The sequence below is a fragment of the Paenibacillus sp. SER-28 genome, from assembly GCF_052906305.1.
Genome location: NZ_JBRECM010000001.1, coordinates 928,420 through 952,178, shown reverse-complemented (window position 1 = coordinate 952,178; position 23,759 = coordinate 928,420). Strand labels below are relative to the sequence as shown.

Below are 23,759 nucleotides of genomic sequence, written 5' to 3'. Positions count from 1 at the left end.
GGGGAAAACTGGCTAGCACTGGTGAATATAGCGTTCCAGTTCTAAACACGTTGCTTGATAGACAGATTGGAGCGCAGACAACTTCGCTTTCGCATTCTCGAGTCGGTTCTCCCGTGCAAGCTGTTCAATATCGGACAGCAACGAGGACAAACGTCCGACACCCAGACTCACGCTGCCTGATTTCAACTCATGAGCAGCCTCTACTACTTTTGTGGCTTCGCCCGCAGCAGCCAGTTCATTTAACTTATTGATTTTGGCAGGTGTATCACTTGTATACATTTCGACCAATGACTCCAGTAGTCCCGTGCTGCCATCCTCGTCCAGCAGCATAATTTCACGTATAACTTCCTCATCCAAAATCGGCTCGGTTTCCGGCTTTGGAAGCCATTTTACAAGCTTTTCAGAGAGCTTTTCAATCGTTACTGGCTTCATCAAGTAATCGTTCACTCCAACCTCCTGGCTCCGTGCCTGATCCTCCTCGGACACATTTCCGGTCAAAGAAATGATCGGTACAGGTGGTTGTTGGTTTTCTGCTTCCCACTGTCGGATCGCTTTCGCCGCATCATGACCATTCAGCAGAGGCATATGATGATCCATTAGAATACAAGCGTAGGATCGTTCGGAGGCCGCTCTTACAGCAGCTTGTCCATCCTCAGCAAAATCAATATGCTGGAATCCCAAGTGGTTAAGCTGTAATTGCACCACCTGCCGATTCACCCGATTATCCTCAGCCACCAAAATAGTTTGAGAATGACTATGCTCACGCAGCAACTCGCTAAATGCCTTCAAATCACCATTTTCATGCTTCTCCATTTCGTCTGCCTGCTCCGATCCTTTCATGAGGGGAATTTCAAACCAGAACGTGGAGCCTTGGCCTTCTTTACTGACGACCCCAATTTCTCCCTGCATGAGTTCCACAAATGAACTGCATATCCATAGCCCTAGACCCGTTCCTCCATATTGGGAGGCGCTGCCTTCACCGGCTTGTACATAAGGCTGAAACAGCTTATTCTGATCCTCCGGTGAAATACCAATACCCGAATCCTGCACCTCAAACCGAACACGTTGGGAATCTTTTGTTTCCTCCACCAATTTTGTTCGAATGATGAGCAATCCTTCACTGGTAAATTTATTCGCATTGTTCAACAGATTGAGCAAGATCTGCATGATCCTTGCAGAATCTCCCTCCAGATGCTCTGCCACACCAGAATCGGTCTCTATACTCAAACGGTTACCCATCTGATAGATTTGTGGCTCCAACAACTGAGCAACGTGGCTCATAATCGCCTGAACTCTGACGTTTCCGATCTCCAGTTCCATCTGTCCTGCTTCCACTTTAGATATATCGAGCAGATTATTAATCATGTTCAACAACAGAGAGGCTGACTCACGTATAACACTGATGGCCTGCCGTTGATCTGGGGAAAGTTTGGATGAACCTAACATTTCAATCATTCCAAGTATTCCATTCATTGGCGTTCTGAATTCATGACTAACCACAGCCAGAAAAGTGCTCTTTAGGTCATTAGCCCGTACCGCTTCTTCCTTCGTCCGTGTTAATTCCGCATTGCTTTTGGCAAGCTGACGCTGCAGATTGACCAGCTCGTTGTTCATTGATGAAAATTCATTCAGCAACTTTTCTTCCTCAGCCTTGCTTTTCACAATCTCATCCGTTAATTGTTCGACCGTTTTCCGCAGGACAGCCATTTCTGCTGTCGGTTCCTTCATATTAAAAGGCCCCCTTTACAAAATGACTACAGGTTCACATAACTAACCTTATTTCCTGAGCGAAAGTAAGTCCCCTGCAACCTCCAGCGCTTCCTCCGCACCTGGTGCGTATCCGTCCGCCCCTACTTCCTGCCACAAGTGGGAATCGAGATTAAAAGGCAAGCCTCCGACCATAATTTTCACATGGCTAGTCGTTGGGTCTTGCCGAATGAGAGCAATCAACTCTTTCACTAGATGGACATGGTAAGCCATGGTAGCTGAGATAGCCACCACATCCGCCTTGTAACTCACAATGGCCTGAAGCAGACTCCGGTTAGGTACATTGGCGCCTAAATAATACGTATCCCAACCATCCATTTCAAATAGATCAGCCAGCATACGCAGACCAATTTCATGCTGCTCGCTGCCTACACACGCCGCCACGAGGCAGCGTTCCTTATTTCCATTCCCCATCCATTGGGGGTACAGGCTGGAAATAATAAATTGAGTCACAGCAGTGCAAAAATGCTCTTGACCGACGGTGATTTTGCCTTCATGCCATAGACGACCTATTTCATATTGCGAAATTTGAAAAATATATTTATACGTATGTTGAATAGAGATACCCTCATCCAGCAAACGGACGATCCAATCCAAAGCCTGTCTGCGATTACCTGAGAGTAAATATTCCAAATATTGAGCCACGTCAGCAGCATAGGGATTATCATCTATAATAAAAGAGGCATACTCCTCTTTCTTCCCTATTTGCTGTATCCCCAAATCCAGATGCTCCAGCACCATAACTTTATCTGTATGATCGAAATGCTCTACCAACGTCTCCTGGATTAATCTGAAATTGATGCTCAAATCTTCTTGGGTTATGCCGAAACCCTCCAGAAGCTTTTTTAACCAAGAAACATACTGTGTAAATAAAATAGGGCTGTTCATGATTACACTTTCAGCTAAATAGTTCAAACTATATATAGAATCCTGTTTTGTCTTTATTTTACCGTTATCCCCAAAACGCTGCAAAAGATCGGGCTGTAATTCGTATTGCTTATGTGTAACTAATTCAGCCAAAGCTCCTGCTTGCATCAAGAGCGATTCACCTGCGGTATATTGCTGTATACTCATGTACAGCTCCTTCCCCGACAAGGTATTGTATTCGAAACAGATACTGGGGATTTGTTCCAGACGTGACTATTAGACAATTATACCTGATTTGCGTCTATACATTAACCCTACTCCCCAAAATACGACAAAAAAATAAAATACCGAGAAGTCGGTATTTTATCTAAAAGCAGTTTTAACCTGCACACGCACAATTTATGATCCGTTACTCTTCTGCCCCTCAGCCGTGAGTCCAAGCTTTTTTAACAGATGAATAGCCTGCTCTTTCTCTTCCACAGATAAGCCATCTACGGTCTCCATAATGACACGATGATGCTGCGGGAATATTTGCTCAAAGAAATGACGTCCATCATCAGTCAATTCTGCATAAATCACACGCCGATCATCTTGTGATGCACGACGGGTAAGCAAGTTTTTTTTCTGAAGTTTATCTACCACATACGTAATATTCCCACTAGAGATTAGTACCTTTTCTCCAATCTTCTGCAAAGGCTGTGGTCCCCGATAATACAGCAGATCAAGCACACCAAATTCTGTTGTATTTAATCCATGACTATGAATGTCCCGATTCGTACGGGATGTGACCGAATTATAAGCACGAGCCAGAACAACGAACAAATTAAGCGCTAAGTCCTGATCATCTGGTTTTACAGACATATTAACAGCCTCCGTTACTCATATCTTTATTCCAAGATATCTTAATTGTGCACTTTTGTCAAGTTTAAGCGTTCACTTCCCCTGTTCCTACGGCCTATAAATGGAGGACTTACCGTCTATTATGTGAAGGTTACAGTTCATTATGTAAAAAAAGCCCGCTCTCAGTCAGTCTTAATGCACTGATCCAGAGAGCAGGACGATTATGTTGTAATCCCTAACTTCTTACGTAAAAACACGTAGGCAGCACGGCCGCATAATACTCCCAGAACGTTCAATATGATGTCATCTACATCCATTGTACCTGCGCCCAGCAGCATTTGGGACACCTCAAGAATGACCAGTGCGATCACTATCGTTAACAACAGACTGCCTATACTTCGCATGGACACCCAAATGATAGGCACAAGAATACCGAAGGGAATGAATACGCCAATATTGCCGAGCAAATTAACACCCCATACCCGAAAAGGAAACGACTCCATTGCCCGCCAGTATTGCCTGATCGTATCAAACGGAACAATATTATACGAATACGGGGGTCCTGGCCGTAATGTACGACCAAAACCGAGAAACATCCAATATAATAGAAGTCCTGTATATAAAATCAATAACATCAACGCCACATGATGAAGCAGGCGGGTCCTAAACATTACTTGTTACGGACGTCGATCTGTCCATTGGCCCGTGCGATAATAACCTGGTCCGCCATATTAATGAACAGTCCGTTATCGACTACACCCGGAATTTGATTCAAGCGGATTTCCAACTCCTGCGGATTCTCAATCGTACCATAGCGACAATCAGCAATATAATTACCGTTATCCGTAAGGAAGCGCTCGCCGTCTTTCATACGCCACTCCGCCTTACAGCCTGTCTGCCGCAAAGCCTCCAACGTCCATTCACTGGCAAAGGGTACGACCTCAACGGGTAAAGGAAATGTACCCAGTACCTTCACATCCTTGGACTCATCGACAATAATAATTAATCGGTCGCTATTGCTTTCCACAATTTTCTCTCTCAGCAGGGCTCCGCCTCCACCTTTTACCAGCACCAGCTGCTCGTTCACCTCGTCTGCACCGTCGATGGTAACGTCAAGCCTTCCAATCTGATCAAACGGAATGATGGGAATTCCCAGCTCCCTGGCCTGATCCTCCGAAGCTTGGGATGTAGCTACAGCCTGTATATGTAATCCTTGCGCTACACGCTCACCAATTTTTTGAATAGCCCAAAAGGCTGTCGAGCCTGTACCAAGTCCTACTTTCATGCCGTCCTGAATCGCCTCAACTGCTTTTTCGGCCGCTTTTTGCTTCAAATTCATTATCATCTCTCCCGCTATATAGGCTAGTATTGATCATCATCCATTTTATAAGAGAACGCTTTATAATAACAGAGACAGCTTTTTACCATAACAAAGGCTGTTTTCATCGTGTTCATACTCCCCAAACCGTTCAATAGGTTCATATCCCCGCTTGGTATAGAGAGCAATCGCTTCAGGTTGAGCCGCTCCGGTCTCCAGTTTAATCCTTACAACTCCCCGTTTGCTGGCTTCCTCTTCCAAAAAAGATAATAGGCTCACCGCAATTCCTTGTCTGCGATAAGAGGAATCGACATAAAATCTTTTGAGCTCCATTTCTTCCGCATCTATAGGCCTAAGCCCTCCACAAGCCACCGGTTTTTCGTCCACATACACAACAGCGAAAACCATTTCTTTAACTTTCGGATTGGAAAAATCAACCAAGTAAATTTCGTTGGCAGGATACCTTTCCAGCAAGTCCTCATCCAGCCTTTGAATCAACTCATGCAGATCCTCGTGATGACTCTCAACCTTTAAAATCGTAAGCTTGGACATTCTTCTTATCCCTCTTCTCTTTGCATGGATATAAGGACTCATTTCGCAAACAATTCACAAAAACCGCGATAAATCAAGCATTTCCAACGTTAAATATGAAAAATGTCCCAAATTGATAAGTGCATTTGACTCTATTATAAAGTATGATGGTTTCTGTTGAATAGTTGCTTATGGACTGTAATAAATTCGAATTTCAAGTAGAAGTATAAATTGGAATATACTGAAACACAGATAGCGTTTACCTATTAAAAATTAATTTTTTATTGTGTAAGGTATTCATTTCAAGAGCTTTTCGTACGACATATATATAGGGATATCATACTTGTCTTTAGAAGGACTTAAGACCTATTACATAAAATTCAAGGGTCTATTATCTCGATTATTATGTTTGTAAGGGGGACTTGATTATCTCATTCGATAAGCGGTTCAACACCATATACAAAAATACAACCAGGGAGTGGAACATTTTGAAAAAGTGGAGTAGCTTATCATTCTTCACCAAAAACTTATTATTATCCTTCTTCAACATCGTATTGATTGGGCTAGTCCTTATTGTGTCCAGCTATTTGATCCAACGTACGATTTTGATAGACCAATTGCATGGACAAGTGGAAAAAATCACATTGAAGTGGGCTCAGGGCATTAATTCCGATGAAGTAACCCAAGCGGTTCAAGAGAAAAACTATGATGGACCCGTTCAAACCAAACTCCGCACGTACCTAGATAACATCATGGCGACCAATCCGAATATCTCTCATGCCTATATATTCGGGACGGAGCTCGAAAACGGCAATCTAACATCTATTGTGGCGATGCCAACGGATCTCAGAGAAGCATTTGAAAAAGATAAGCTGCTCGTTGGCTCTATGTACGAGCAACCCAATGTCGTGGCAGTCGGCGTAACCGGTATGCTGGACAGTGGCAAACCAACATTCACTAGCTTCTACGATGATTCTTTTGGTACATGGACGACTTTGATGACTCCGATTAAAGATTCAAGTGGCAAAATCTTTGCATATTTTGCAGTCGATGCAGATGCTGGCGCCGTACCTGCCGGCTTAACCAAGCTGCTCATTAGCGGCGCTACCATTTTAGTGATTTTCCTACTGATCTGCCTGGCGCTTCAATATTGGGTTGTGAAACGCACGCTGTCCCCGATTAAGCAACTGATGTACGGTATCAGCGAAGTAAGCAGAGGAAATCTGGATGTCCAAATTCATGCAGGTCATGATGATTTGGGGCTCGTAAATCAGAATTTCAACGATATGGTAAGTCATATTAACAGCATTATGACCAAAGTGAAGCAGACAACTGATGAAGTTAATGAATCTGCCAAGGAACTACTCGCAATCTGCGAACAAAACGGAATCAACTCCAACATCATCAATCAAAACATCAGTGAAATCACGGAGAATATCCGTTCGCAGGAAAAAGCAACAGGCGATAGTGCACGTGCCATGGCTGAAATGGCTTCGGTAATTCAAAATATTGCCACGAGTTCTTCCAATGTTGCGGAAGAAGCCAATTCGGTAGAGAAACGTTCTAACGAAGGCAATGAGATTGTAAGCAAGGTATCATCCCAAATGCACTTGATTACCGATACAGTCACCAATACTTCCCGTATCATCAAGTTGCTGGACAGTCGTTCGCAGGAAATTGGCAATATCATCAGTACCATTTCAGGCATCTCCAGTCAAACCAACCTGCTCGCTTTGAACGCTTCTATTGAAGCTGCGCGCGTTGGTGAAGAAGGTAAAGGCTTTGCCGTTGTTGCCAGTGAAGTACGTAAGCTGGCAGAACAATCTGCGGATGCAACCAAACAAATCACGTCCCTGATTGAAGAAATTCAAAGTGAAATCGGACAAGCTGTGAAGTCGATGGAGCAAGGAAACGTTGAAGTTCAAAACGGAATCGTCGTTGCCGGACAAGCAGGCGTGCTGTTCAATGATATTCTTCAAGCAACTAAAAATGTAGCATGGCAAATCCAAGAAGTTTCCAGCGCTACTGAGCAAATATCTGCGGGTACACAGGAAATGACCGCGACAGCAGACGATCTTTCTTCCACTGTAACCAAAACAGCCAATAACAGTGTTCACATTGTGCAAACGGTGGAGGAGCAAAAAGCTTCTTTGGATTCGATTATTGATTCATCCCATAAATTGACGTCCATGTCTGAAGAGCTTCAAGAAATTACATCTTATTTCAAAATTGCAGACACCAACCGTACCAAATCATAATAACCATTTATCAGATCCAACATTTATAAGTAAATCATTCGGTAATGCCTCCCTCCTGTTCATGCATTTGAAGGGATCGGAGGCATTTACTGAGTTTACCATTTATATTAAGACATCATACATTCAGGAGGTTAGCGTAATGGCTTCATTACTACAAAACAGCACACAGACAACCCCATCCCCATTCCTAGTTCCCTTGGATTGTGCACGTATACAACGCAAGCATACATCCTCTACTTATCAAGTAGAGTTAGAAGCGTCCATCTCGGAACAATTAAATCAGCAAAAAACTGCGGAAGACAAACAAACGTTGCTTTTATCAGCATATACTGCATGGGTATATCGCCTATCCGCAGAAGAAGAAGTTTCTTTTTCTACATTTGTGCCACAAACCGGTCTGCTTACAGCTTCGCTGACAGTCGAAAAGGAAACGACTTTTCATGAACTAGCAGACTTATTTCAGGAGATGCTCCGTGAGCCTAATGCATACCTAGCGGAACCACAAGCCGATACTTCATTTTCGGCAAATCTGCCTACGGACAGCGGAGCAGAATCCCGTATTATGGACTGGGCTGTTAGTGAACACAATGGCACTTATCAAATACAGATCCGATATGATCAATCACTCTTGCTGGAAACAACGGTTGTCCGATACGCAGAATACTTTGAAACTCTTTTGCGCGGCGCGCTAACCAACAGCCATGCACTTGTGAACTCCATTGATATATTATCAGATGCAGATCGAGCTGCTCACGAAGCTTTAAATAATACAGTCGTGAAATATCCTGAGCATCAAACTATTCATGGAATGTTTGAGGAAGCTGCTTCACAATACCCTGATCGTCCGGCTATTGCTTCCCACACTGGAGAGTACACGTACCGTGAGTTGAACGAACGTGCTAACCAAGTCGCACGTGTCTTGTTATCTAAAGGTCTTACCAAAGGTGAATTCGTGACTATCTTCATGGAACGAAGCTTGGAGACCGTTATTTCCCTTCTGGGTATCCTGAAAGCCGGGGGCGTGTATGTGCCTGTTGATCCCGCCCACCCCGCCGACCGGAGCAGCTACATTGTCGAAGACACGCGTTCTCCTTTTGTCTTAACAACTTCCGCACTCATGAAACAAGCGACTGAACTGTGCGGTTCCATTGAGACGGTAAAAGAAATTTTAGCAATTAACGGACCACTGGCAGGCTATGCTGCAAGCAATCCAAACGTTAATGTAAGTCCGGATGATCTAGCTTATGTCATCTATACATCCGGCTCTACAGGCAAACCGAAAGGTGCCCTGATCGCTCACCGCGGTGTCGTTAACCTAGGAGCTGTCGTGCAACGCGATTGCGACATTACACCTCAGGATGTATTGACCCAATTTGCAACCTACAGCTTCGATGCATCCGTTTGGGATACAATTGGAGCCTTGTTTTACGGTGCAAAATTGTACTTGCTGTCTGCCGAAGAACGTGTATCTGTTGAAGAATTCGCTGAAGCCATTGCACGTACAGGCACGACGATTATTACCATTTTGCCGACCGTATTCTTTAATCAGCTATCTACGTACTTGTCAGACGAAGGCTATCGCAAACTCGCTAAGGTACGGATCGTTACCGTGGCAGGCGAAGCGCTGTACGGCTCACAAGTTCGAGCGTTCCAAAGCAAATTCGGTACAGATACCGACATCGTAAACGTATACGGACCGACCGAATGCACCGTAGCGACGACGACCCATCGAGTCCGTGGTGCCGTGCCTGAGCATGTCGTCAATATTCCGATCGGCAAGCCGATTTACAATTACAAAGTGTATATCGTTAACGATGATAACAAGCTTTGCCCTGTCAATATTCCGGGTGAAGTATGCATTGCTACGCCTGCGTTGGCCCATGGCTATCTCCATCAGCCAGAACGTACAGCTCAATCGTTTGTGGACAACCCTTTTGTTCCGGGTGAAAAAATGTACCGCTCGGGTGATATCGCCAAGCTGCTGCCAGACGGTACGATTGAATACGTAAGTCGCAAGGATTCACAGCTCAAAATTCGGGGGAATCGGATTGAAATTGGAGAAATTGAAGACCATTTTTCCAAACATCCAGGTGTTCAGGACGTCGCTGTAGTAGCCGTCAAAGATCACACAGATCAGAACATGTTAGTTGGCTATTTTACCACTTCGGATGGACAATCCATTCCACAAGACGTTATTCAGTCTTATATTGGGGGCAAGCTGCCTTCTTATTTTGTACCAAGCCATGTCGTTCATCTGGAAGCCATGCCAATTTCACCAACTGGCAAGATCGATCGCAAAAAGCTGGCCCTGCGACCACTTCCCGAAGCGTCTGATCTTTCATTTGGCGGGGAACCTCTCCGAGAAGGAACCGAAACACTCATTGCCGAAGCATGGACTCAAGTGCTTGGTAAAAATAACATTGGCGCTACCGATGATTTCTTCCTGATCGGGGGCGATTCGCTTCGTGTCATTCATGTGCTGGCTATTCTAAAGCCGCGTTATGGCGCGCTGCGCATCGGAGATTTTTTCCGCTACAAAACCGTTCGCGAGCTTGCTGAATATGTGGAACAATTAGGTACGGAACAAACGCCGCAACGCAAGCCACTCGCGATTTCTCAAGAAAAAATGGACTTGAATGAGCATCCTATTGAGTTGTCTGGTGCTTCTGACTTAGCTGAAGTCCGCGACTTGCGCGTGATTTTGTTAACCGGTGCTACAGGCTATCTGGGCTCGCACATTCTGTATGACCTACTTCAACGGACAGAAGCCAAAGTATACGCGATGGTACGCCCTTCTCAGGACGGTCCATCCGGTATCGAGCGTATTCAGTCCGTATTGACGGGATATTTTGGACAAGATATCTCCAGCTTGATCGAAGGACGGGTAAAAGCTGTCTATGGGGATCTGGAGCAAGCTGATCTGGGTCTCTCTTCCGTCGACCGCCATATGCTGGAGCACCAAATCGACGGCATCATTCACAGCGCCGCTGACGTTCGCCATTTTGGTGATTCGGCAGCCTTCGATCGCACGAATGTAACCGGAACACTGGAACTGCTGAAAATCGCTCAAGCCAAGCCAGGAGTATCCTTCCATCATGTCTCTACTATGGGAATACCGGAGGATCTTGCTAACGAAGGAAAATGGGAGTCAGCATTGGAGCTTTCTGCCTTCCCAGAAGATCTGAACGTGGACAACCTGTACACGAACAGTAAACTCGCGGCGGAGAAGCTGTTGTTCCAAGCAGCTCAAGCGGGTACGCCTGTCTCGATCTATCGCGCAGGCAATTTGACAGCCCATTCGGCCAACGGACGCTTCCAGCGAAATATCGACAGCAATGCTTATTATCGTATGATGAAGGCGATGCTGCTGCTGGGCAAAGCGCCACAAGCCGATTGGCATACGGATTTCACACCGATTGATTACGCCAGCCGTGCTATCGTAGAGCTGTCCGTTCATCAAAAAAGCGCAAACCGCATTTTCCATATCTGCAATCCGAACCCACTGCCATATGATGAATTGATCGCTATGGTAAACCAACTCGGTTACGCAGTAGAAACTCTGCCTTTTGACGATTACAGCGCTTGGCTGCTGAATCCGTCTTCCGGCATTCAGGAGGATGCCCTTCACCTTGCTATGGGACAACTGGAAGGTGACGGAGCCAAGGATTCAGCTTACCGTTACGGATGCTCTGTAACCGCAGCTCTGCTGGAACAAGCTGGCGTTCAATGCCCGGCAACCGACCTGAACTTTATTCGGAACATGATCCAGCATGCCGTCGAGATCGGTTACTTCCCGACCTCTTCATCGGTATCTGTAAAAGCAACACAGAGGTAACAAAGTTGTGATATTTCCCCCGCATGTTTTCGGTATGATAGACTAGATTTTGCTAGTTTCATATTTAGTATAAACCTCTATACTTTCAGAATTTTCTTGCATGCGGGGGATGTCATTCAATGAAACACACTTTTTTTAAAAGAACGTTGCTAATCATAAGTTTGTTGGCTATTTTAGGGATTTTGGTGTATGAAGCACGTAGCATATACCACACACCTACAGTTAAAGGGACTCATCGTACACGTACAGCTCATGCAGATCGACTGGTACGCCATTTATTCTCACTGACGCCTACACCAGATAAAGTATATTACCAAAACAAAGTAATTGTCCTGATGTATCATGAGGTGACCAAGACTCCACCTGATCCCGGCGCTCTCAAGCTTAGTAATTTAACGAGGCAGTTGGACGAAATGAAAGCTAACGGCTTCCACTGGATCACGATGAAAGAGTATACGGACTTTATTTTACATAAAGCCAAGGTTCCTGATAATGCAGTACTTATGACATTCGACGACGGCTATGAGTCCTTTTATACGGACACTTTTCCTGTGTTGAAAAAGTACCAGGTACCGGCAACCAATTTTCTCATCACGTCCACGATCAGCAATCCCAAACATATTGGAATTCCTAAGCTGACATGGGATCAAATTCATCAGATGCATGCCGAGGGTATTGATTTTTACAACCATACCAATGACCAGCATGCTTACGGATACTCCAACACAGCGCGCACCCAACAAAAGCCACTTCTGATGGGTCCGGTATATTCGAAAAAGCTGGGGCGAATGGAAACCGAGAATGAGTTCAAACAGCGGGTTTATACCGACTTGGGCATGGCTGACAAGAAGCTATTCAAGCATCTACACAATGATCAGAATGTACTTGCCTTCCCTTATGGTGGGTATACCAAGGAGACGCTGGAAATTTGCCGTTCCTTGGGAATTGACGTTACATTCACGGTGAAACGGGGGATTAACTCGCCAGGGCAAACGAACGGCTATCGCGTCAATGCAGGTGGAATACACAATATTCCAGAAGTATTGGTGCAATACATGAAGGAAGGTGCTCCCCTTCGCCCACTTCCTTTTGCCCAAGGTCCCAACAAGGTATCCTAAACATTGGCTAGCTTAATAAAGAAAACAAAAGAACCTTTAAAACCATTTATGTCGTGGTTTTAAAGGTTCTTTTGCTGTATAAGATGTTAGATTAGGGCCAGATACGAATTGCAGCGATAACAGCCAGATGTACCGGGTAAAAGCTTCGCCACAACCAGCGCGGTACCCTATTATAAAATCCGTTTTCTCCAGTTGCAAAACATACGATCAGAATGCTGGACAGCAGACTAAAGTGTTGGAGATTCGCGTGATGCACCATATCATACACTACGTTCAAAATAAAATGGGCTGCAATCATCATATATGAACGGGTGTATCGATAAATGAGAACCAACAGCAGTCCATAGGCTCCGTAATCCATCTGGCTGAGCTCCATAACCAGAGCTGAAAGGACGTACAGAACCGTTACAGCCGTCCAGTGCTTCAAGCGGGATGCAGCAGCCAGCGCGAGCAACGAGGCCAATAGCGTCCAGATTACGTTCGGTCTAAGCACATCAAACGCTAGCATATAGGGAACTTGAGAAATCAGAGCCAGCCCGAGTAGACGGAGCATATAGCTCCGTATGTCTCGGGTATGAGTATATCCCAAATACAGCGCGTACGCGTAGATTGGAAAAGCAAGCCTGCCGGCAATTCTCCAAGCCGGATCCGTCGGAAAAAACACAAGTCCGACATGGTCAATCAGCATCGTCAGCATGGCCAACCAGTACATACAAGGCCCCCTTATTCAATGTTTTACGTTTTTTCTTCGGTCAAGCTCAGAATGGCGTTCATGATATCCGTTTTCGTAACCCGTCCTACCAACCCCCGAATTGGAGTTGAGGAGCTACATTGCTCGTCCAAAACTGGAAGACAATTGACCTGATGCCGAATCAGTCTCGATATCGCTTCCAGTAAAGTGTCTTCTGGAGCAAGCGTCGTCATTTGGGCCCGGCGCGTCATGGCCATGGTCACCGGGACGGTGTGAAGATCGGTATGCCCCAGCATGACCTTCAGCAAATCCTTGCGGGTAACAATCCCAATGAACTCCTGCTCCTCCCCTGTGACCATCAGCGTGCCTGTATTTTGCTGAAACAACATCAGCACCGCATCATAGGCGGTCGTGTCACCGGAAATCAAAATCGGATCGCTAAGTATATCTGCCACAGTCAGCTTTTTGAGCATGTTGCCGATATGACTATCATATTTGGGGTAACGTCCTGGCAGGTAGCCTACCTTCGGCTTGGCATCCACCAGCCCGAGCATAACGAGCAGAGCAAGGTCAGAACGGAGAGTCGGACGCGTCAGTCCCAGTGTTTCAGCAATTTTATCCCCCGTAACAGGTGCCAGACGCCGGACAATTTCAACAATTTCCCGCTGTCTTTCAGACAGTTGAATAGTGATTACCTCCTTATGGAGTGGGGTAGTATACATTATAGACGAGCATGGATCGGTAAATTTCAGCTTCTTCCGACAATTCATCAAATTTTAATCATACACAGCTTGTTTTCGAATTTAAAATGTGTCACAATTAAGAATGTAATACATACTAATTATAAGTTTAACGTGTGCAATATGCTACATTTAAATGAACTATTGTACATCGCATGTGATATGTATTATGTATTATATAAACCTGAGGAGGAAATCAAATGAAATTTTTCTTGGATACTGGTAACATTGAAGAAATCAAACGTATTGAACGTTTGGGTCTGGTTGATGGTGTAACAACGAACCCTTCACTGATCGCTAAAGAAGGTCGAGTGTTCAAGGAAGTCATTCAGGAGATTTGCAGTATCGTTGAAGGTCCCGTAAGTGCTGAGGTTATTGGTCTGAAGGCTGAAGATATGCTCAAAGAAGCTTATGATATCGCCAAGTGGGCACCCAACGTGGTTATCAAGCTTCCTATGACCGAAGACGGCTTGTACGCTTGTAACGAGCTGACCAAGAACGGAATCAAAACGAATGTAACACTGATTTTCTCCGCGGCTCAAGGTTTGATGGCAGCCAAAGCTGGCGCTACTTTTATCAGTCCATTCGTAGGACGTCTGGATGATATTGCTGTTGATGGTATGAAGCTGATTCGTGAACTGAGACAAATTTTGGACATTCATGGTCTGAAATCCGAAATCATCGCTGCATCCATCCGTAATATTAAGCATGTAGAAGATGCTGCTCTGTCTGGTGCACATATTGCCACCATTCCAGGTTCCTTGCTCCCTTCTCTGTGGAAACACCCGCTGACAGACAGCGGTATCGAACGCTTCCTGAAGGACTGGGAAACTGTACCTAAAGCTTAATTCGCCAGTCATGGCAAACGATATTATATCAACCCAAACAGCCCGTATTTTACGGGCTGTTTTTTGTTTTGCTTTAGTGATGGCAGAACCCAAAACACTGAACAATTTTTTTTGACAAAATAACTTGTTGTTCATATAATTGTTATAACAACTAATTAATTTCGAAGTAATTTATGTACGGGAAACAGAAAGGAGTACCTATGAATAACTTGCCTCCCGATTGTTCCATTGGGATGTTGCTCGGGATTACTCACCGCAAAATGAGTCAGCAGCTCTTGCAGCGCCTCAAACCTTATGATATTTCCCCAGAGCAATGGTCGGTTCTGTACCAAATCTATCAGGCTGAGGGTTTAAATCAGAAAGAAATTGCAGCTAAGGCCGTGAAGGACCAGCCTACCACGACTCGAATTATTGATTTGTTGGACAAGAAGGGCTGGGTACGGCGTGTCAGTAGCCCACAGGATCGTCGGGCCTATCTGCTTCATTTGACTGAAGCAGGCCGACAGCTTGTGGAGGAGACTCTTCCTGTCGAACGTGATGCCAATCACGATTTTGTAAAAGGAATTTCCTCGGCCGATCTGAAGCAATTCCGCCGGACTCTTTTACAAATTCACGCCAACATGACTGAATCAGAAAAACAAGGAGAGAACGATTAATATGCAACAAGGCAAGCAACCTCTTTGGACCAAGGAATTTATCGTTCTTACGGTTTCCAATCTATTTTTATTTCTGGAATTACAAATGATCGTTTCTTCTATCCCTTCCTATGTGAAAAATGCATTCCACGCCAGTTCCGTTCAGGTCAGTCTCGTTACAACCTTATTCGCTTTAAGTGCGATTGCAGCACGACTCTTTTCAGCCCGTATGCTGGAAAAAGGACATCGCAGCACCCTGATCTTCATCGGACTGCTGTTTGCATTAGCAGGAACACTGGGATACAGCGTTTCACCGACGATTACAGTGCTCCTGCTCATGCGGATGTTGTTTGGAATCGGCTTCGGTATGAGTAGTACGGCCTTTCCAACGATGGCCTCTGATGTCATCCCGCCCAAACGTCTCGGTGAAGGAATGGGTTTTTTTGGTCTTTCCACCAGTTTAGCAATGTCAATTGGGCCAACCATCGGCATTTCGATGCTGCAATACGGGAGTTTCAACCTGCTTGCCTATACGACAGCAGCTGTAATTGTTGTGATATTCCCGTTGGCTTACTGGCTGATTCGTACACTACCTAAGGGGCACATCGAACCACCTATGGTTCCTTTGGAAGAAGGGCGAAAACCGGCATTTAACCGTAAATTGTGGATTCCCGCCTTGTTGAACATGCTGATGTCTATCACATATGGTGGGTTACTCGGCTTTATGGCGCTTTACGGGGATGAAGCAAATCTGGCGCATCCTGCCTACTTTTTCCTGTTTAATGCGGTATCCGTGCTGATCGTGCGTCCCTTCTCGGGCCGTATTTATGACAAAAAGGGGGCAAAAGCACTGCTCATCCCCGGCTCCCTGTTTTTAATTGGCGGTCTGATCCTGCTTTCCTATGCGCACAGTGATGTCTTCATGTATATGTCTGCTCTTTGCTACGGTATCGGGTTTGGTGTTATGCAGCCGACCCTGCAAACCTGGATGATTCAGGTCGTGTCTCCTAAACAGAGGGGTATGGCAAACGGAATGTTTCTCAATTCCCTCGATTTTGGGGTTGCAGCCGGAGCGCTTATACTTGGCATTATCGCCAAAGCAAGTGATTATGCGTGGATGTACCGTCTCTCCTCGCTGTTTATTGTACTGTTCTTACTGATCTATGTCATACAAATCGTCGCAAGCCGTAAGCCTAAGACACATGTCCCTCTAGAAGGGTAAGTCTATGATTTACAAATGAATATTAGTTTATACTTGCTCAGTTTTCAAAAACACCCGTTGCCATGATTTCATGACAACGGGTGTTTTTTCTTATTTCACAGGAGCTTTGCGTCTTAGCTTGGGAGAAATAGGCTTTTCTCGGGACACATCTGTTAGCCCCTTATCCACATTCATAGGGACAGTGGATTTGTCATCTGTGGGTTCATCCTGCTTGGGTCTGACCGCAAATAGCATCAGCATAGCTGCAATGCCTCCCACTGCGGCCATCACGCCAAAAAGCAGACCATGTCCACTGCGACCCAGCAGCAATGAAACAACCGGAGGGCCTAACGATACCCCGACAAAGCGCATGCTGCTATACAACGAAGTAATGGTTCCGCGCTCCTCTTTTTCAATTCCCTTCGTAATGAGGGAATCCAAACAAGGCAGTGCGAGCCCAATCCCGCCGCCCCCTAACGTAAACAATCCGATCACCGCATAAATATTTTGGAAAAATCCGAGAATGGCAAAGCTGATCGTCAATACGGCCAAACCACTGAAACCGATCCACTTCATGCGCTTTTTGTGCTTGCCGATGATCTTGCCTCCTACATAAGAGCACAGACAGAGGGAAATCAGCGGAATGGCTAACACAAAACCTTTCCACACTCCATGGAGGTTGTAACGACTTTCCAGTATGTCAGATAAGTAAAACAGGACGCCAAAAATGACAAACATACAAATACCGCCCATTGCAAAAATAGCATAGAGCCAGCGTCCTTTTTCGGCAAGCACTTGCTTCACATTTCCCACAAATTCTCGAAACATAATCGGTTGGTTCTTACGCTTGGGCACATGAATCAGCCAAAGCACTAAAATGAGCGAAATCAGACAGAGGCCCGGAATCACCGCCAATGGCAAAAACCATAGAACAGCTCCCAACGCAGCACCGAGTATCGGACTTAGCACTTTACCAAATGTGTTGTAGGTCTCAACTACCCCTAGGTTTTTGCTGGCCTCATCCTCATTTTCGTACAGATCGCCCACAAGCGGAATGACTATAGGAAAAGCCCCTGCCGCTCCCGCACCCTGGAGTAGACGGCCTGCAATAATGGTCCAGTAAGCTGCCAAATCGTGAAGCAGCCATGCCCCCACCGCAGAAATCCCCCCTCCAATCACAGTCAGAATCAGACAGGGAACAATCACCGCCTTACGGCCAAATCGGTCGGAAAGATAGCCCGCAATCGGTATCAGTAAAATGGCCACCACCGCATATACTGTAATCAACATACTAATCCGAAAAGAGCTTACATGTAGCTTACGTCCGATTTCCGGTAAAACTGGAATCAGCATGGAATTACCCAGCGTCATCATCAGCGGGATGGAACCTAACGCAAGCAGATTCCCTTTATTTTGTTGCATCCCGTTACCACCTTTGCAAAAGTAATAACACAGCTGTTCTGATTCGTTCAACAGATGTTATTGTGTTTACATTGGTGGGAATTTATGCGGCTACACTTTAAATCCACCGACTCTTGCATTCAGAAGTTGCGACATATCCGCCAGTGTATGAATGGAAGACGCAATTTCCTCCATGGAAGCCAGTTGCTCTTCAGCCGCCGCACTGACACTCTGGGTTCCCCCTGCCGACTGCTCTGCTACTTCACGAATACGTTCTACTGCTTCCACCATTCGCTCGGATCCACCGGACATTTGTTCTACGGACCGATTTACACTGTGAATCTGTTCGCTGACCTGTTGAATGGAACTCCCAATCTGACGAAATGCGGTTTCTGCGGATTGCATGACCTTTACGCCAGACTGCACTTCAACCGTGCCTGTCTGCATACTGGAAGCGACATTTCCAACATGCTCCTGAATATTTTGCACAAATTGTGTAATTTCTGCTGCTGAAACGGATACCTGCTCGGCCAATCTTCTTACCTCAGAGGCTACAACAGCAAATCCTTTCCCCTGCTCTCCGGCTCTTGCCGCTTCAATCGACGCGTTGAGCGCTAGCATTCCTGTCTGTTTGGCTATTCCGGTAATAACAGCTCCAATCATGCCAATCTGTTCGGCCTGTTCACTAAGTGAACGCACAGCACGTGCAGAGCTGTCTACACTTTCGCTTACCTTTTCCATCTGACGCATAGCCTGACCTATAGATTGTTCTCCTGCTTCTGCATCTTTAGCGGCTGTATCAGATAACTCGTACACCTGCTGGCTCGTAGCTGCAATATGCTCCAGTTCGTGGGCTAGCTCTTTCACGGTATCTGTAGTTTGTGTAATATCATCGACCTGATGCTCCATACCAGCCGCTAGCTCTTCCATTACACCGGAAGTATGACGATTGGCCTGATTCATTTCCTCCGTACTTACGCTAACCCGCTCTGCGGTCACGGTTAATGTACGCGCCGTATCCTGCGCATCCACTATAATACTGCGGAATCCCTCAATAAGCTTGTTGTAGGAGCTTGCAATCATACCGATTTCGTCTTTGGACGTAATATCAAGTCGGCTACGCAAATCTCCCCCACCTTCAGACATTTCCAACAGCTGCTCATTCATATGGTGTAATGGACGAATGGAACGAATCAGCACGATGGATTGAAAAATACTGTAAATGATAACTAGAAGTCCTACAACACTCGTAATCAAGGATGTATTCGTCATCGTTTGGTGCGCTTGCTGTACTTTCACCGTCACCATATCTTCTTGAGCTTTGACAAAGGCTACTACCTTGGTATCCAGTTGCTTGCGCAACACCCGTTCGTTTTCAAAATCATCGAGCAAATCAGAAAATGGCGGGAAAGCATCATCTCTTGTACTCTGATACCCCGCTGTAGTCAGTAAACGATGAACTTGATTCATATAGGTATTAATTCCCGTCTTGAGATCAGTCATCTTTTTCTTAGAATCCTCATTACCTGCACTAAGCAGAGCTTCTGTCTCCTGTAGCAACTTTGCAACTTCACTCTGCTTGTTTCCGATCTCTCGCCCGTACTGTTCGTCACGAGTTAGCAAATATGCCCGCTCATCATTAGATATGCCGTTTAACAAAAATTGAAGAGACTTCGAGTTATACGCAATAGCCTCTTCACGATTCATAATATCCTTGTACTCATTCTCACTATGTACGCTTAAAATGTAATTGGTTAGCAGCATGGCTGCAATCACACTCGGGATCAGTATCGCGCTAAGAATCATTTTGGCCTTAATGGTTAAATTCATGAATCGGTCCCCCAGTTATTTCTGAATAAAATGTCCAACTTACTATATATCGTTTTATTCGACAGTTTTTTTGAATGAAACAGAAAAAGTGTATAGATTTTTAAATATATTTGTGTCTATTCAGTGAACATATATATCTTTTTTAATATCAAAAAACAAAAAAATTCTAAATTAGGTAAATGAACTGTTTTCCGTTTGTAGCCTTCGAATTATAGACTATTAAAATGATATACTATGTATTGGTATGCCATAAGCTCAAGGAGGAACTGCATGAAAAGTCTGGAACTCAAACCACTTATTCACGTGCTTAACGAGTTGGAAACCCGCAGCTGCCTTATTGAGCAGCAGGGTAACATGATCATGAATTATTATCGTGAACCTCAAATTGCTAACGAACTCTATAAAATAAATTCCTGTACCAAAAGCGTGATTTCTGCATTAGTTAGTATCGCTATGGACCAGCAACGAGGACCGAAACCGGAGACGCCAATCCTCGAATTCTTTCCCCAATTGGCCACAGATAGTGATTTTCGAAAGCGTGATATTACGATTGAACATCTGCTGACGATGTCCGCAGGCTTTAACTGGACGGAATTTGGCGGGCAAAATTCTTTTCCTACCATGAGCAAAACGTCAGACTGGGTGCAATTTGTGTTTTCACAGCCATTATCGGATGTGCCAGGGACGCGAATGGAATACAGTTCTGGCTGTTCTCAACTTTTGGCCACCATACTACGTAATGTTTCTGGACAAACAGTTGCTGAATTTGCCGAGCAGCAATTATTCCAACCGCTCGGTATCGAAAGCTACCATTGGGAGACCGATCCTCAGGGCACGCATACGGGTGGATTCGGACTGCATCTCAGGCCGATGGACATGCTCAAATTCGGGCGGCTTTATCTGAACGAAGGAGGCTGGGAAGGAAGGCAGATCATCCAAACAGAGATAGTCCGATATTCAACCCGTCCGTTTCTTCCTGCTACCAAACCACAAAAAGCATTTTACGGCTGGCACTGGTGGACTTCTTCCTTTTCAGATAAAACAGAGACAGGAACTGAAAGGGACTATTTTTACGCTCTCGGCTTCGGTGGGCAATACATTGTTGTCGTCCCGTCGTATGACATGGTTGTTGTCGTTACCGCTGATAAATTCAAAAAGAAACGGGCTCCTATGGATATTTTCCGGCAGTATATTGTACCGCTGCTACTCCAGCAGAATGGATAGGAATAGATACCGAAACTAAAAGTTGCAACTGGTCTCTATTCAAATTGGTCTCTATCAAAAATCTGCATCAAAAAGGGCTTGCCTGTTGGATCAGGCAAGCCCTTTTTTGCATATAATCGCTACATTATGACATACTTCATCCACTTTCTAGCGCCTTACCTAGCACAACTGAATCGTAAGCTCTTGCTGTCCGCTGGAAGCTGGTGTAATGATTACACCCTGTTCTCCCGGCTGGCTGCTGCCTTCCTCCACTTGAACAGTCTCATGGATACCGCGCAGGACTATCGACCAAGGTTTAACAGCACCTTCAGCCTTCACCGTAATGACAGAATTCTTGCGGCTGGCAGTAACCGTTAGCTCTTCTTCACCTGACGTATTCACGATTACCGTTCGAGCTTGTTGCCCCTCTCCAAGCTCAAACAAATGAAGCGCCACTTGATCTGCATAATCATAGTCCGGACGACTGTCCTCATGACCAATTGCCAACAGTGTGTTCGGCTTCACGAGCACAGGCAAGGTTGTAAAATCATGATACTCGTTGACCCAACGACCACCAGACATGCTCTTGTTTGTTAACAAATTCGTCCACTGACCCTCTGGTACATAATACTGTACACTGCCTTCTTTATTAAAGATCGGGGCTACCAAAATGGAATCTCCTAGCATGTATTGTCGATCGAGCGTTGCACAGGTTGGGTCCTGCGGGAATTCCAACACCATAGCCCGCATCATCGGCAGTCCCTTCACCGAGGATTCCACAGCAGAAGCATACAGGTGTGGCATCAGCGAGCATTTGAGTTTGGTAAAGCTGCGTACCACGTCGACTGACTCTTCGTCAAACAGCCAAGGAACACGGTACGACACGTTTCCGTGTAGTCGGCTATGGGAGGATAAAAGTCCAAACTGCACCCACCGTTTGTATAAGTCCGGCGCAGCCGTTAGTTCAAAGCCGCTAATATCATGGCTCCAAAAGCCAAACCCACTCAAGCCAAGTGATAATCCGCCCCGCAATGATTCTGCCATCGACTCATACGTCGACGAGCAGTCTCCGCCCCAGTGAACCGGGAACTGTTGCCCCCCAGCCGTAGCAGAACGTGCAAATAACGCTGCTTCATTTTTACCCAGCTTTTCCTCCAGCACTTCAAACACTGCCTTGTTATACAAATGCGTATAATAATTATGCATTTTCATTGGGTTAGAGCCATCATGATAAACTACATGTGTTGGAATACGCTCACCAAAGTCGGTTTTGAAACAGTCCACGCCCTGATCGATCAGCACCTTCAGCTTATCCTGGTACCATGCGACAGCAGCCGGATTCGTGAAGTCAACCAGCCCCATTCCTGCCTGCCACAGGTCCCATTGCCAAACGCTGCCATCAGCTGTTTTGACCAGGTAGCCATTCTCCATGCCTTCATCGAACAAAATAGACTTTTCTGCAATATACGGGTTGATCCATGCGCAGATTTTGAGACCCTTAGCCTTCAATCTCCGCAGCATGCCTTCTGGATCTGGGAACATATCTTGATCCCACTGGAAATCACACCATTGGTATTCCTTCATCCAGAAGCAGTCAAAATGGAATACCGAGAGTGGCAGATCCCGCTCAGCCATCCCGTCCACAAAATGATTCACGGTCGCTTCATCATAATCAGTTGTGAATGAAGTGGTCAGCCACAAACCAAAGGTCCAGGCTGGTGGTAATGCAGGCTTACCCGTCAGCTTGGTGTAATTGTCCAGTACCTCTTTAGGGTTAGCTCCACCAATAATAAAATACTCTAACGATTCGCCGGAGACGCTAAACTGAACCTTTGATACATTTTCCGATGCAATCTCATAGGATACCTTTTCCGGATGGTTGACGAACACACCATACCCTTTATTCGATAGATAAAATGGAATGTTTTTATAGGCCTGCTCACTGCTAGTCCCGCCATCTTCATTCCAGATATCGACCACTTGGCCATTTTTTACGAACGGGGTGAAGCGCTCTCCGAGTCCGTATACGTACTCACCGATGCCCAGCTCCAGCTGTTCTCGGAAAAAAGGCTGATCCTGCGGGTCTGTAATATAGCCTGGTCCCCGATGTCCGCTGCCTGTGACTTTACGATCCTCGACATAAAAGCCTACGTCCCAGCTCTTCCCACGACCGACTCGCACACTCAGATCGCCGCTTTTCAGTACCGCTGCGTCCTCATCCACTGTAATATCTACGTCTGTTGGCAAGGTGTGAATTTCAAAATTCGGCCCCTGATGCACCCGTCCCTTATGGTGGTTCAGACGCACCTGAATGACATTCGGCATAGGCGAGCTGTAGGTCGCTTTCAGCAACGCTCCGTTCAGTGTATCTCCTTTGTGCTCGATCCGGTGGGTCGCTGCATATACCGTCATGGAAGCATCGTCCGTCACAATATCACGGATATCAGCAGGATTTTGTATTTCATAGCCCTTGCGAACCATCCAATAGCCATCAGTAAATTTCATCTGTTACTTCCTCCGCTCCAATCTTTATTTCTTGATCCCAAATTGCTTGTTGGATTTTTTCGAAATCCTTACTATAATAATATTGATTTATGTAAGGGTTTACTTCGTTTATTTTGACGTATTGTATCAATATTTTGATGTTTTCTATATAAATCAGTTTGCAGAAGAGGA

18 protein-coding genes are annotated in these 23,759 nt (G+C 45.5%); 7 read left to right on the top strand and 11 right to left on the bottom strand.

What is annotated here, in order from left to right:
- Positions 1-12 precede the first annotated feature (12 nt).
- The 6 genes from ACUYLD_RS04530 to ACUYLD_RS04505 form a co-directional block, all read right to left on the bottom strand.
- On the bottom strand, positions 13-1,728 hold the full coding sequence (locus ACUYLD_RS04530; protein ID WP_446674507.1) for an ATP-binding protein: 1,716 nt from the start codon (positions 1,726-1,728) through the stop codon (positions 13-15).
- Between the two features lie 48 nt (positions 1,729-1,776).
- Positions 1,777-2,841: a cobalamin B12-binding domain-containing protein gene (locus tag ACUYLD_RS04525; RefSeq protein ID WP_446674506.1), complete on the bottom strand. Its 1,065-nt coding sequence runs from the start codon at positions 2,839-2,841 to the stop codon at positions 1,777-1,779.
- A gap of 192 nt (positions 2,842-3,033) precedes the next feature.
- On the bottom strand, positions 3,034-3,495 hold the full coding sequence (locus ACUYLD_RS04520; RefSeq protein WP_013309820.1) for a MarR family winged helix-turn-helix transcriptional regulator: 462 nt from the start codon (positions 3,493-3,495) through the stop codon (positions 3,034-3,036).
- Positions 3,496-3,695: 200 nt separating this feature from the next.
- Positions 3,696-4,145: a VanZ family protein gene (locus ACUYLD_RS04515; RefSeq protein ID WP_446674505.1), complete on the bottom strand. Its 450-nt coding sequence runs from the start codon at positions 4,143-4,145 to the stop codon at positions 3,696-3,698.
- The gene (rpiA, locus tag ACUYLD_RS04510) at positions 4,145-4,813 is read right to left on the bottom strand and encodes a ribose-5-phosphate isomerase RpiA (protein ID WP_061831319.1); all 669 of its coding nucleotides are present in this window, start codon (positions 4,811-4,813) and stop codon (positions 4,145-4,147) included. The genes ACUYLD_RS04515 and rpiA overlap by 1 nt, the downstream gene beginning before the upstream one ends.
- 60 nt (positions 4,814-4,873) lie before the next feature.
- Entirely contained in the window at positions 4,874-5,344 is a 471-nt protein-coding gene (locus ACUYLD_RS04505; protein ID WP_250261749.1) for a GNAT family N-acetyltransferase, read from the bottom strand.
- A gap of 467 nt (positions 5,345-5,811) precedes the next feature.
- Between ACUYLD_RS04505 and ACUYLD_RS04500 the strand changes: the two genes are divergently transcribed.
- From ACUYLD_RS04500 to ACUYLD_RS04490, 3 genes are all read left to right on the top strand, one after another.
- Positions 5,812-7,581: a methyl-accepting chemotaxis protein gene (locus ACUYLD_RS04500; RefSeq protein WP_061831317.1), complete on the top strand. Its 1,770-nt coding sequence runs from the start codon at positions 5,812-5,814 to the stop codon at positions 7,579-7,581.
- Between the two features lie 139 nt (positions 7,582-7,720).
- Positions 7,721-11,416, top strand: coding sequence for a non-ribosomal peptide synthetase family protein (locus ACUYLD_RS04495; RefSeq protein ID WP_446674504.1), 3,696 nt, complete (start codon positions 7,721-7,723; stop codon positions 11,414-11,416).
- A 119-nt stretch (positions 11,417-11,535) separates the two neighbouring features.
- Complete coding sequence (locus tag ACUYLD_RS04490; protein ID WP_446674503.1) at positions 11,536-12,534, top strand: polysaccharide deacetylase family protein; 999 nt, start codon at positions 11,536-11,538, stop codon at positions 12,532-12,534.
- Between the two features lie 91 nt (positions 12,535-12,625).
- On the opposite strand, the gene ACUYLD_RS04485 is transcribed toward ACUYLD_RS04490, so the two are convergent.
- Both ACUYLD_RS04485 and ACUYLD_RS04480 read right to left on the bottom strand, forming a co-directional pair.
- Entirely contained in the window at positions 12,626-13,246 is a 621-nt protein-coding gene (locus ACUYLD_RS04485; protein WP_446674502.1) for a TraX family protein, read from the bottom strand.
- Positions 13,247-13,269: 23 nt separating this feature from the next.
- Positions 13,270-13,947: a CBS domain-containing protein gene (locus ACUYLD_RS04480; protein WP_446674584.1), complete on the bottom strand. Its 678-nt coding sequence runs from the start codon at positions 13,945-13,947 to the stop codon at positions 13,270-13,272.
- Positions 13,948-14,165: 218 nt separating this feature from the next.
- Here ACUYLD_RS04480 and fsa point away from each other — a divergent pair, with 218 nt between their 5' ends.
- The 3 genes from fsa to ACUYLD_RS04465 all read left to right on the top strand — a co-directional run bounded on the left by fsa (position 14,166) and on the right by ACUYLD_RS04465 (position 16,670).
- The gene (gene fsa, locus ACUYLD_RS04475; RefSeq protein ID WP_013309811.1) at positions 14,166-14,813 is read left to right on the top strand and encodes a fructose-6-phosphate aldolase; all 648 of its coding nucleotides are present in this window, start codon (positions 14,166-14,168) and stop codon (positions 14,811-14,813) included.
- Positions 14,814-15,013: 200 nt separating this feature from the next.
- The gene (locus tag ACUYLD_RS04470) at positions 15,014-15,469 is read left to right on the top strand and encodes a MarR family winged helix-turn-helix transcriptional regulator (protein WP_250268054.1); all 456 of its coding nucleotides are present in this window, start codon (positions 15,014-15,016) and stop codon (positions 15,467-15,469) included.
- Between the two features lies 1 nt (position 15,470).
- Positions 15,471-16,670, top strand: coding sequence for an MFS transporter (locus tag ACUYLD_RS04465; RefSeq protein WP_061831311.1), 1,200 nt, complete (start codon positions 15,471-15,473; stop codon positions 16,668-16,670).
- A gap of 90 nt (positions 16,671-16,760) precedes the next feature.
- Here the strand turns inward: ACUYLD_RS04465 and ACUYLD_RS04460 are convergent, their stop codons facing one another.
- Both ACUYLD_RS04460 and ACUYLD_RS04455 read right to left on the bottom strand, forming a co-directional pair.
- Positions 16,761-18,071 carry an MFS transporter gene (locus tag ACUYLD_RS04460; RefSeq protein ID WP_446674501.1) on the bottom strand — a complete coding sequence of 437 codons (1,311 nt, stop codon included), beginning with the start codon at positions 18,069-18,071 and terminating at the stop codon, positions 16,761-16,763.
- Positions 18,072-18,161: 90 nt separating this feature from the next.
- On the bottom strand, positions 18,162-19,880 hold the full coding sequence (locus tag ACUYLD_RS04455; protein WP_069291672.1) for a methyl-accepting chemotaxis protein: 1,719 nt from the start codon (positions 19,878-19,880) through the stop codon (positions 18,162-18,164).
- 270 nt (positions 19,881-20,150) lie between these two features.
- Between ACUYLD_RS04455 and ACUYLD_RS04450 the strand changes: the two genes are divergently transcribed.
- Entirely contained in the window at positions 20,151-21,104 is a 954-nt protein-coding gene (locus ACUYLD_RS04450) for a serine hydrolase domain-containing protein (protein WP_446674500.1), read from the top strand.
- A gap of 159 nt (positions 21,105-21,263) precedes the next feature.
- On the opposite strand, the gene yicI is transcribed toward ACUYLD_RS04450, so the two are convergent.
- Positions 21,264-23,588, bottom strand: coding sequence for an alpha-xylosidase (gene yicI, locus ACUYLD_RS04445; RefSeq protein WP_446674499.1), 2,325 nt, complete (start codon positions 23,586-23,588; stop codon positions 21,264-21,266).
- Between the last annotated feature and the right edge of the window lie 171 nt (positions 23,589-23,759).